11 protein-coding genes and 2 pseudogenes are annotated in these 10,825 nt (G+C 45.1%); 3 read left to right on the top strand and 10 right to left on the bottom strand.

Annotated features, from left to right (window positions below; translation table 11 throughout):
- On the top strand, positions 1-334 hold a 334-nt coding region (locus tag L5M18_RS13230; protein WP_263197250.1), incomplete at its 5' end, for a type II toxin-antitoxin system HicB family antitoxin.
- Between the two features lie 139 nt (positions 335-473).
- Here the strand turns inward: L5M18_RS13230 and L5M18_RS13225 are convergent.
- Together L5M18_RS13225 and L5M18_RS13220 are read right to left on the bottom strand one after the other, a co-directional pair.
- A pseudogene (locus L5M18_RS13225) lies at positions 474-707 on the bottom strand (transposase); the annotation flags it as partial.
- A gap of 57 nt (positions 708-764) precedes the next feature.
- Positions 765-889: pseudogene (locus L5M18_RS13220) on the bottom strand (IS66 family transposase); the annotation flags it as partial.
- Positions 890-1,709: 820 nt separating this feature from the next.
- Here L5M18_RS13220 and L5M18_RS13215 point away from each other — a divergent pair.
- Together L5M18_RS13215 and L5M18_RS13210 are read left to right on the top strand one after the other, a co-directional pair.
- The gene (locus tag L5M18_RS13215; RefSeq protein WP_263197249.1) at positions 1,710-2,117 is read left to right on the top strand and encodes a LexA family protein; all 408 of its coding nucleotides are present in this window, start codon (positions 1,710-1,712) and stop codon (positions 2,115-2,117) included.
- A 12-nt stretch (positions 2,118-2,129) separates the two neighbouring features.
- On the top strand, positions 2,130-3,386 hold the full coding sequence (locus L5M18_RS13210) for a Y-family DNA polymerase (RefSeq protein WP_263197248.1): 1,257 nt from the start codon (positions 2,130-2,132) through the stop codon (positions 3,384-3,386).
- Positions 3,387-3,667: 281 nt separating this feature from the next.
- Here the strand turns inward: L5M18_RS13210 and L5M18_RS13205 are convergent, their stop codons facing one another.
- The 8 genes from L5M18_RS13205 to merR all read right to left on the bottom strand — a co-directional run bounded on the left by L5M18_RS13205 (position 3,668) and on the right by merR (position 10,398).
- Positions 3,668-4,009, bottom strand: a complete 342-nt coding sequence (locus L5M18_RS13205) for a hypothetical protein (protein ID WP_011918360.1) — start codon at positions 4,007-4,009, stop codon at positions 3,668-3,670.
- A 9-nt stretch (positions 4,010-4,018) separates the two neighbouring features.
- Complete coding sequence (locus L5M18_RS13200; protein WP_011790475.1) at positions 4,019-4,990, bottom strand: ExeA family protein; 972 nt, start codon at positions 4,988-4,990, stop codon at positions 4,019-4,021.
- Positions 4,980-6,620 carry a DDE-type integrase/transposase/recombinase gene (locus L5M18_RS13195; protein WP_167313644.1) on the bottom strand — a complete coding sequence of 547 codons (1,641 nt, stop codon included), beginning with the start codon at positions 6,618-6,620 and terminating at the stop codon, positions 4,980-4,982. The genes L5M18_RS13200 and L5M18_RS13195 overlap by 11 nt, the downstream gene beginning before the upstream one ends.
- Positions 6,621-6,645: 25 nt before the next feature.
- On the bottom strand, positions 6,646-7,236 hold the full coding sequence (locus tag L5M18_RS13190; protein ID WP_011790473.1) for a recombinase family protein: 591 nt from the start codon (positions 7,234-7,236) through the stop codon (positions 6,646-6,648).
- A 237-nt stretch (positions 7,237-7,473) separates the two neighbouring features.
- Positions 7,474-9,126, bottom strand: coding sequence for a mercury(II) reductase (gene merA / locus L5M18_RS13185; RefSeq protein WP_011790472.1), 1,653 nt, complete (start codon positions 9,124-9,126; stop codon positions 7,474-7,476).
- 112 nt (positions 9,127-9,238) lie between these two features.
- Positions 9,239-9,514 carry a mercury resistance system periplasmic binding protein MerP gene (gene merP / locus L5M18_RS13180; RefSeq protein ID WP_011790471.1) on the bottom strand — a complete coding sequence of 92 codons (276 nt, stop codon included), beginning with the start codon at positions 9,512-9,514 and terminating at the stop codon, positions 9,239-9,241.
- Positions 9,515-9,566: 52 nt separating this feature from the next.
- On the bottom strand, positions 9,567-9,914 hold the full coding sequence (locus L5M18_RS13175; protein WP_011790470.1) for a mercuric transporter MerT family protein: 348 nt from the start codon (positions 9,912-9,914) through the stop codon (positions 9,567-9,569).
- Positions 9,915-9,993: 79 nt separating this feature from the next.
- Positions 9,994-10,398: an Hg(II)-responsive transcriptional regulator gene (gene merR / locus L5M18_RS13170; protein WP_011790469.1), complete on the bottom strand. Its 405-nt coding sequence runs from the start codon at positions 10,396-10,398 to the stop codon at positions 9,994-9,996.
- Positions 10,399-10,825: the final 427 nt, after the last annotated feature.

Here is a 10,825-nt window from a genome sequence, read left to right as displayed (position 1 = left end):
TCTTATGATGATCAACGGGGTAAAAGCCTTTATTGATTATGATCCAGACGCTGAAACATTCCGTGGTGAGTTCGTAGGCTTAAACGGCGGCGCGGATTTCTATGGTGAAAGCGTCGCTCAATTGGAAGCCGAGGGCGCGAAGTCATTAAGCGTTTTTTTAGAGATGTGTCAGGAGCGTGGCATTGAGCCTTACAAAAACTTCTCTGGCAAATTCAACGTTCGGATCTCGCCAGAGGTTCACGCTCGACTGAATGAAATAGCGCTATCGCAAAGCATTAGTTTGAATGCTGCGGTAGAAAATGCAGTCAATGACTACATTGCACATTCAGCGTAGGACGGAAACTAGAATGTCAGAAGAACTTCCATTTGACGAAGGTCGAGCAGCTAATGTCACATCCTTACAGCAAATTTAATAAAAATACTGGGTTGAACTGTTAAGTTAGTTTACTTAGGTTGAGCATGGAAATATTGAATTAAATTTCAACCAACTCGGTTAAGCCTGCACTCAAAACGTCTTCTAAATATTCTGGTTTCATCCTGGCTCGTTTTTGTTTCATGGGTATACTTCACTTAGATGATTCTGAGCGGAGCATATTTAACGATAGTTTGCGTAACAATGACCAATTCTCTGATGCATGATTTTGATAAATCAGGCAATAGTCCTCACCCATTGAATCATCCAACAGCCAGTATAGACTGTGGTGAACCATGATGTAATAAAATGGGATTAGACTATTTACCTTCGCCGTTTCGACTATATTTTAATGCGTGCCACTGGCATGGACCCCATTTGCCGTGTGGCAAAAAACCAATTATTTCGGCATATCACAAATGGTTTTACTGTACGGTTAGATCTATTATTATCGATGCTTAGTCTGCCATCATCTATCCAGCTGCTCATGATTTGGCGACTGAGCTCAATATCGTATTGCATGAACATGGCTTCCTGGTGATAAGTTGACTGAGTAAACTTATCACCAGGAAATAACAATGAAAGATGATTTTACAAATATAACTCATATGATCATACTGTTGATATGTAAGACTAAGTTAGACAGCACATATAAGGTGGATAAATGAACTACTTTGCAGAGGATCCCTTCTAGGTAATGTAAACCTGGAGGGTAAATGAAAAAACTAAAACATCAGTACCGAAATCGTATTAAAAGCCAGTGTCAATATTGTTGGGGTTATTATCCCAGCGTACGCAGTGGAGCCCACAAGCACTTTTCAACAAAACAGGAAAAGGGTTATTACTTCCTTCATATGATTGAGTGCAAAGGTTACCCGATCAAGTTACGAGCAGCTCGTGGAAGATCGTTGGCTAACCCATGGGATGACTATCCAGCGTATGTGAATGACCTAGCAAAAAGTTGGAAGCATAATTCCAAACGACGTTATCAGTACTACAAGTAAATCTCACGATAATAAAGCTCCTTCTTTGAGGAGCTTTATTTTTTCGAGTTCGAGCACCACTAATATTGTTGAGACGTTACAACAAAAGCAATAACCTCTTCTTAATCTTCCAAGTTAAACGAACATATTACCTTCTTCATAGAAACTTTAATAATATAATCATATAGATATAATGACTGGCGCATGCTGGTCTTATTTTTGAAGAGGTTCCTTCTGCGAAAAAAACATTAAAGATCTAGCAATAAAAATTAGATCGCATAAAATAACTGTACAAATGTACAGTGGTTATAAATATGTGCATTATCCCTATTCATGCAAGTGCTGGTATTACTGGTTTCGAATCTCCAGCTTCAGAATATTTACAGTTAGCATTAAGTCTAGATGAGCTACTTATAGAGCATCCTAGTGCCACATTCATTGGTGTGGCCACTGGTGATTCGATGCAAGGTGTGGGAATTTTCTATGGTGATTTATTGATAGTGGACAGGCATGAAACGGTTCGTGATGGTGATGTAATAGTGGCTAATTTCAATGGTGAGTTTGTATGCAAAATCCTTGATAAACCTCGCAGACAGCTACTGTCATCCAATGAAAATCATCAGCCTCAACCCATCAATGATTATGACTCTTTCAGTATTGAAGGCGTGGTTATTCGCTCAATACGGTGCCATCGACAAAGCCCGTTACTGGCTGGTAAGTAAGGAGAGTGAAACATGTTTGCTTTGGTGGATGCGAACTCATTTTATTGCAGTGCAGAGCAAGTCTTTAGGCCTGATTGGCGTGGTAAACCCATTATTGTATTAAGTAACAATGATGGTTGTATTGTGGCTGCAAATCGGCAAGCGAAAGAACTTGGCATACCTAAGTTTTCTCCTTACTTCAAAGTGAAAGACATGTGTCAGCGCTTAGGAGTGATTGCTTGCTCAAGCAACTATGAACTCTATGCTGATTTATCCTTAAAAATGATGAACATCATTGGCCGTTTTGCACCAGAGCAACATATTTATTCCATTGATGAAAGCTTTCTGTCTTTTAAACAATGCTATCCAGCAATTAAATGCTTGCGAAGTCAAGGTCAACTCATTAGACGCGCTGTCTGGAAAGAAACTCGATTACCCGTGTGTGTGGGGATGGGGCCAACTTTAACGTTGGCAAAAGCAGCTAATCACGCAGCCCAAAAATTGCCTGGCTACCAAGGTGTATGCGTCATTGACAATGAAGATGAGCGATTGGCTATTTTACGTGCCATGAATGTCAATGATGTATGGGGCATTGGTCGTCGTATTAGTCAAAAATTAGCATTGATGGATATAAAAAACGCATTAGAGCTTGCCAATATTCCTCCAGGGTTAGCCCGCAAACAATTTAGTATTGAAATAGAGCGAACTGTACGTGAATTAAATGGACTGGCTTGTAAACAATGGGATGAGGCAAGGGCAGATAAACTGCAAATATTCTCGACTCGCAGCGTTGGTGAGCGAATTATAGATTACGATTCTTTGTTGCAAGCATTGAGTAAACATATTGGTATTGCTGCTGCAAAAGCCAGACGACAAGGATCTCACTGTAAAACCATGATGATGTTCGCGAGTAATTCACCCTATGATGACCATCCTGCAAACTTTAAAGTGTTGGTGTCTTTTCCTTGCCCAACAAATTGCACAAAAGAGTTAACTCAGGCAATGAGCATGGCGGCACCAAGACTCTTTAGGCAAGGAGTGAGATATTACCGAATGGGAATAGGGCTGCTTGATTTAAGCGATCAAAAACACACTCAACTCGACATGTTTAATTCATCTAAAGCCAATCCAGCATTGATGCAAACCTTAGACGGCATTAACCAGCGTTATGGTACTGATACCTTATTTTTAGCCGCTCAAGGGATGGAACAAAAATGGTCAATGCGACGTGATTTACTCACACCACAGTACACGACAAATTGGAAAAGCTTACCTACGATAAAGTGCTAGATAACCACAGAACAATACATCAAATTAAAGATGTAAGACCTGGTTGAATTTACCATAAGCTTGTGACATGTTATCAAATAGGTGCTGAATGTTTAGTCCTATCGTTTCAAGCTTAATGGGCCTATCTGTAGTGGCTCGCAAACATAATCCCGCAAGCTTGATTACATCCGGTTTTCCCGACTCAGATTAATTGATAATAAGCCAAGTGCTCGGCTCACAATCAGTGCCAATGAGATTTGCCGCTGTGCCATCGGGCTTGAATTCATCTAGCTAGGCTCACATTAGGTACCAACAAATGACTTGAGTTGCGTAAGTACGGTTTTCGTCATAATGTCCATTTCTAACAGTCTCTCCAGCGTATCCATGACCATCACTTCGTTTTCAGGTTGAATGTCTTCTGCAAGCCACCGCTCACATTGCTGCTGAAATAAACTCAGCGAACCCAGCTGTTCCTGGTAAGCTCTTTCCGTTCTGATTAGCTCACAGGCCGAAAACAAAAATGGATTACCCTTTGCTTTCTCCAGGTTGAGGGTCTGCTGTTGGGTACTGCTGTGCACTTCCTCAACCATTTGAACAAGTAAAGGCAGCATGCTAATCGGCTGCCACTGTATCTTTTCAGACATAAAGTTCCTTTAAATGGGCAGCCCAGCTTCCCGCAAGTCCTGCGTAATTTCTTTGACCCGATTAGCATCCAACTCACCTTTAAAAAATTTCCGAAGCTCAGCCGGTTTGTAATGAAACTGATCCACCAGTACTTTTTCGCTGTAGCCATGCCGGATAAGACGTGGCTCTATATCATTGATCCGTCTGGACAGGGTTAAATCCAACACGTCAACCGTGATAGGTTTCACACCCACATTAAAACCTTCTTCCAATGCCAGCGATAAGTGTTGCTCAATTTGCAATGGTGTCGTCAATCGCTCTACCAGGTAGTCGATGGCCTGTTCCTCGATGACATCTGTGGGTTTGGTTTTATCATCTGTGCAATTGTCCAGCAGCCAGTACACGTACTCGCGCAAGTTGCCCTGCATAGCATCTAATGACACGACAATGGTCCGATAACCTACTTCTTCCATCGTTGGGCCTTTTAAGTCATTTTTTAGCTTTGGATGACCGGCTAATAAAATTGACAGTTTGCCACCACCGTCTCTGATCACTTCCATCAACCGTTTTAATCCCGTCAGCGTACGATGATGCAAATCATGGGCTTCGTCCACTAACAGCACCACTGGCTTTTTGACATCCTGAATTAAGTCGCGTAATTCACGTTCCCGCTTCTCGCCGAGTTTGGGTACCCGATAGTCTTTATCTCCGCTGACATCATAAAACAGAGCGGTGATCAGCGTTCCAAGATTGGTCTTTGTCTTCTCGACAGACAACGATTTTGCAACAATGACTTTTTTCTCTTTCGCCAGTAAGTCTTGCAGTCGTGATAATGTCGTGGTTTTACCGCTGCCGACTACACCGGATAATGCAATCAGCTGCCCCTCAGGGATCACCTTTTTGAGCTGATTAAAGATCCGCCGCTGGTGCTCAGTTTCGAAATAGTCCGCGTCCCGAAAATACTTAATAATGCCGTAGTGCTCCATGACTTCAAGTTGCATGAGTGCTATCTCCTTTTGGATGGAAGTACGATTTCAGTCGTGCCATGACAACGGATTTTTCCAATGTTTCATCCAAAATGGCTTCTATAAAGTCCCGATCTGTTTGGCTTAACAGCGCCAGTGGCTTACCGAGATAGTCTGCGATGGCGAGCTTTGCTTTGAGTACACTTGAGTAGCTCAGGTCGTTATAAGGATCAGGGTCTGCAAACGGTTTATCCGCAATAACATTCACGGTTTTAAGCATCGTTTTGAGGATGGCCACATTTTGCTCGTCCCCAATATCCCGCAAGCTCAGCGACTTTGCCAAAGTTTCTAATTTATCTAATTTTTTCTCAGCCTGAGTCTTTTTAAATTTCCGGTACCGGTAGAGAGGAATAGGACCGCTGACTGGAAGATATGCTCCGTACCGCTTGCCTTCATGTTCAACAAATAGTTCGTCGTCAAACAGCCCCCACCAGAGTACAACCCGTTCACCGGCAAGTTCCGGACTGATTTCATAAACGGTGCCATCGACGCTGATCCTGGCATCAATGCCGACAGTACGTTGCTCCGGTTCTCTGGCAAATGCACAAAATCGCTCCCAGCTGCACATGCTTTGAATACCAGAAGGCGGAATATTGAGTTGCCAGTCCTCCATGCGGGAATGAGTCTCTAAACGGTGCGAGTGGTCGTTATATTGCTTTAGGTATTCCCGCAGCATGTCATTGGCTTCGACCTCATTTTTGGGTTCCCGCAGGTGATAGAGCACTTCATGGCATTCTTTGACTGTCCGAAAGGCTCGCTCGACTTTGCCTTTTGAACGGGCAGTTTTGCGCCTGTCAGTGGCGCTTGCAGGTTCATGGACTTTCAGCTCAACGCCCAAAAATACCATGACATTGCGAAATACACGGCTTTTAGCGATGGGACCATTATCCAGATAGATGGTTTTCGGGATACCACGGAATGGAAACTCGCTGTCAGACTTCGCACTCATGGCATTGAACAAAAACAGTAAGGCCGCTGGCGTATCCTCGCCATAGACGTTCCGATATTCCTGATAGCAAACCCCGCTGCGGTCATCGACCACGCTGTAGAGCATCAGCAGCGGCCTGCCTTTTTGTGGATCAAACCAGAGCGGTTCCTGCACATGCTTCAAATCAGATGGGCTTAGATCGAATTGCCAGCATTCATTGCTATATGTGGCTTGGAACCGGACCGCAGGCGTATCTCTGAGTACTTGTTTCGGATTAAAACCCCATTGCTGCAGGTAACGATTGACGGTTGCTTTGTTCAATCGTCCAACCGGCACTTTGATGAACCCATAATCCGAGCCAACACCTGTGCGCTCCAGCAGTGCAATCGCATTGGCTGTTGAAAGATGACGGCCATTTTTATTCATCGTACGGATCTTCAGCGCCGCAATGATTTCGCAATACTGTTCCAGTTCAGCCTGCGGAATGGCTCTGGGTTTACCCGCATCGCTGCGGCGGATGGATTTTGGCTGGTACAAATTGCGTAAGTGTCGGTACAAGGAACTTTCTGAAATGCCGTAGAGGGCTGTGGCCTGTGCAATGATGTCACGTCGCTGAGCACAGCGCGGCGGTAAGCCTTCCAATCGATGGTAGAGATCAATCAAAACTTCCTGTGCAATGCCGCGCTTCGCTGAGTTCATGGCATCACCTGAGCCCAACACTGCCAATACCAACTCCCTGAAGTCGTAGGTATTTATAAAGAGTGGTCTTGGAGATATTGAGCTGTGCGGCAATTTGCTGCGCACTGAGACTGCCTTGCTTGTATAATGCTTCTGCCGCTATTGCCACATTTTGGGCGTCTTTGCTAAGTCCTGCTGGTCGCCCTCCGTTGCGTCCGCGTGCCCGAGCCGAAGCCAATCCTGCTTTTGTGCGCTCCCTAATCAAATCCCGTTCAAATTCAGCGATGGAGGCAAACACATTCGTGATGAGACGCCCTTGTGGCGTGGTGGTATCCACTGGGTCGTTAAGACTGCGAAGGCCAATCTGCTGTTCGGTCAATTGGTTCATCAAATGCACCAAATGCTGTAACGACCGTCCGAGCCGGTCCAGTTTATATACCACGATGATGTCGCCAGCTCTGAGCTGACCAAGTAAATCATCAAGGCCAGGTCTTTTGGTTTTTGCGCCGGAAGCGATATCTCTAAAAACACGTTCACAACCGGCGTTTTTGAGCGCGTCTTCCTGCAGGTCAAAACTTTGCCCTTTGGTGCTGATCCGGCAGTACCCAAAAATCATCAGATAACCCTGAATCGTTCATTTAATTGAATGAAAGAGTATGGTTCTGAACGCTGATTTCATCAACCAGTTAACTGAACGGTTTTTTGAGAATTTTTTTCAGGGTTGCATGCACCTCTTGTTGGTTCATAAATACGTTCATTTTTATGAACCAAAAGAATGAGGATCGATTTTAAAGAAGATTGTTTTATTTTCAGACGAAATTAGGCCAGTGTTATCAACTGGCCGTTGTCAATTTCATCCAGCACAGCAGGACAACTCATTCACATCTTTGTGAAAGGTTTGAGCGCAGAGCTTGATCCCTTCAACCATGGTCAAATATGGAAACAACTGGTCAGCTAACTCAGTGATAGTCATCCGATTGCGGATAGCTAGAGCTGCAGTTTGGATCATTTCTCCGCCTTCATGGGCCAAAAGTTGTGCACCAATCAGTCTTCCTGTGGTCTTTTCAATCACGAGCTTGATAAAGCCGTCAGTTTCGAAATTGGCCAGTGCTCTGGGTACATTTTTCATGTCGAGTACCCGGCTGTCCGTGTGAATACCCTGCTGTCTGGCCTCAACTTCCGTCAGTCCGACGGTTGCAACCTGCGGATCGGTAAAAATGACCGCCGGCATCGAGGATAGGTCAAGTTTACTCTCGCCACCGGTCATATTCATTCCTGCGCGGCTACCCGCCGCCGCAGCGACATATACAAACTGCGGCATAGTGGAACAATCACCTGCGGCATAAACCCCTGGAACGCTTGTTTCCATCATCTCGTTAACGATGATCGCCCCGTGTTTGTCTGTCCTGATCCCAACTGCATCGAGGTTAAGACTGGCTGTATTTGCATGACGCCCTGTGCATATTAGAAGCTTGTCACAGCGTAAAGTGCCTGCATTGGTTTTCAAGGTAAACTGCCGTCCGTCATGGGAAACATGTGACGCCTCGGTATGGTTTAGAACCCTGATACCTTCATTCTCAAAGCAGTCTGTTAATTTTTCACCGAGTAACGGCTCATCGCGATAAAGAAGCGTGTGTCTGGCCAATAGGGTAACGTCACTGCCTAAACGGCGATAAGCCTGAGCAATTTCCAGCGCAACGACAGAAGATCCAATGATGACCAGATGTTCTGGTAGTTCAGTCGCAAACAGCGCTTCAGAAGAAGTCCAGTACGGGGTTTCGCTCAGACCTTCAATAGGTGGGATGGTCGGGCTCGAACCGGTAGCAATCAGCACCTTGTCAGCGTGTATTTCTTGTTGGGAGCCATCACTTTTGCTGACAATCAAAGTGTTCGCGTTTTTGAAAGTCGCCCAACCTTTTATCAAACTCAGTGCCGGATTGATATCCAGAATATTTTGGTATTTTGCCACGCGTAATTCTTCGACAAGCGCTGTTTGTTGCTCAGCCAACAGTGCGCGATTGAGCTGGGGTGAATGATTTGCCAATCCGATAAAAGGATTGTTTCGTTGTTGCTGCGCCAGTTGTGCGGCGCGGATCAGGATCTTGGACGGGACACAGCCGACATTGACACAGCAGCCGCCAATAACATCCGCACCTTCGATGAGCGTAACCTTAGCTCCTCCGTCAGCAGCTTTAATCGCACAGGCAAAAGCACCAGAGCCACTGCCAATGATCACCACCTGTTGTGGGCTGATATTTTCTGTATTGCTGAGATTAGTGTTGTCAAAACAAGTTTGAGGTTCTGGATTGACTTGTGCAGCATAACCCAGAGTTTTAACCGCCTTGACGAGATCCGCCACACTTACCTTCCCGTTTGTGGTGACCGCTGCGCTGGCATTTGCATAGGAGATCTCAACGTTATTCACTCCTTCGGTCGCATCGAGCGCATCTTTAATATGGGAGACACAGCTTGGGCAGGTCATCCCTTTTATCGATAACAAGAGCATTTTCGTTCCTCAACAGCACAGATGTATTTTCTGCGATTGTTAATTATTGCAAACCAACAAGCTCAGCTTATCGCCGAAACAGTGTCCGTAATCGTAGTAGTCTTTCCGCGCTTTACTCTTTGACCGTTGACGGATAACCCGCGTTAGTGGTGGCTTCAGTCAGTGCTTTCACCGTGGTTTTTTCGTCATCGAAGGTGACTACTGCTAACTTGGTGTCAAAGGTGACTTCAGCTTTACTGACGCCCTCGACATTTTGTAAGGCTTTTTTGACCGTAAACGGACAAGTGACGCAGTTCATGGTCGGAACTTCCAACGTAACCGTTTTCGTTTCGGCTATAGCGCTCAGGCTGGTCAACGTTAGCAAAAACAACAAGGTGATTTTCTTCATCATTCGCTCCAATAACGTATAAAACGTTAACAAAATTGAGGGTAAAAAGTATTCAGGCGAACCAGACAATCCAATAATTGCTGGTGACTAACATTAATGCTGTGAGTGCTGATAACCAAAAGATCACCTGCCTGCGTTTTCGCACTTGGGGAACTGCACAGACTGTTCCTGGAGCGCACATGTCAGTAGGTCGATAGACCTTCCAGCCAGCAAATCCAAACGAGGTTAAAACCAGCAGAATAAAAATAGGGCGATAAGGTTCTAACATGGTCAAATGACCAATCCAGGAACCACTCACCCCAAGTAGCAACAAAACGAAAGGACCGGCACAACAAACGCCTGCACCAATAGCCGCAACTATTCCACCGATAACGGGGAGATTTGACTCTTTTATGGACACGTTTTACTCCTGGGATTAGAGCTATCGGTGTCAGTGTAGATGCCGTACCATAGTACGGAGTCAAGCCCAATCGGTGGGTTTAGTTGTTATGTGGTTGTAGGGATTCGATAATGGGGCAATGGGTCTGATCCGGATTGGATGCGCATTGGCTCAGCAGGTGATGAAGAACAAGTTCCAGACTCTGCAGATCTGCAATCTTTGAGCGGACATTGGCAAGCTTGAGTGTGGCCACGTCCTGAACGCCCTGACATGGGGTATCATTGAGTGTGAGCAGATGATGGATTTCTTCCAGTGTGAACCCTAACTCCTGCGCCCGCTTGATAAATCGAAGCCGATTCAGGGTAGTGACAGGATACCGGCGAAACCCCTGTGTCGGTTTACCAGGCTGTTCAACAAGACCGCGGCGTTCGTAGTAGCGGATAGTTTCAACGTTAACGACAGCTGCATTAGCTAATTGGCCGATTGTATACAAAGTTACGTCCATTTACCGTACTTACATACGGTCTATTATAATCCAAAATTAGCCATCAATAACATTAGTACGAGATTTTGCTTCCTGAGGATTTCGATCAGCTATAACGCTGTTCATTGATAACCTCAATGCTGGTTGCTGGTCACGGCAACTCCAACATTTGTAAATTTATGCGACTGTCCACTGAGCATAATGAATGACAACTGTAGCCAGTTAATGTGAGCCGATAAGGATAAATTCAAGCTCGTTATTAATTCTGGATATCTCATTAGCAGTGATTGTGAGCCGAGCGTTCGGCTTTTTAACAGTTAATCTGAGTCCGAGAAGCCGGATGTAATCAAGCTCGCGGTATTATGTTTGCGAGCCACTACAGTTAGCTGCTTAATTGTCGAGTGTCGCACTTCGGGGTTGAATTCGGGACTGTTAGCCCTAATTTACT

The sequence above is a fragment of the Shewanella sp. SM20 genome (genome assembly GCF_025654545.1).
GTDB lineage: Bacteria > Pseudomonadota > Gammaproteobacteria > Enterobacterales > Shewanellaceae > Shewanella > Shewanella oncorhynchi.
The sequence above is the reverse complement of the archived record's forward strand: the minus strand, read 5'-3'. Positions and strand labels throughout refer to the sequence as shown.

Bases quoted from the DNA above. Each gene is read 5' to 3' on its own strand.
- merR (WP_011790469.1), bottom strand. From the start codon at position 10,398: ATGGACGTAACTTTGTATACAATCGGCCAATTAGCTAATGCAGCTGTC.
- L5M18_RS13205 (WP_011918360.1), bottom strand. From the start codon at position 4,009: ATGTCTGAAAAGATACAGTGGCAGCCGATTAGCATGCTGCCTTTACTT.
- merP (WP_011790471.1), bottom strand. From the start codon at position 9,514: ATGAAGAAAATCACCTTGTTGTTTTTGCTAACGTTGACCAGCCTGAGC.
- L5M18_RS13215 (WP_263197249.1), top strand. From the start codon at position 1,710: ATGTGCATTATCCCTATTCATGCAAGTGCTGGTATTACTGGTTTCGAA.
- L5M18_RS13190 (WP_011790473.1), bottom strand. From the start codon at position 7,236: ATGATTTTTGGGTACTGCCGGATCAGCACCAAAGGGCAAAGTTTTGAC.
- merA (WP_011790472.1), bottom strand. From the start codon at position 9,126: ATGCTCTTGTTATCGATAAAAGGGATGACCTGCCCAAGCTGTGTCTCC.
- L5M18_RS13210 (WP_263197248.1), top strand. From the start codon at position 2,130: ATGTTTGCTTTGGTGGATGCGAACTCATTTTATTGCAGTGCAGAGCAA.
- L5M18_RS13200 (WP_011790475.1), bottom strand. From the start codon at position 4,990: ATGCAACTTGAAGTCATGGAGCACTACGGCATTATTAAGTATTTTCGG.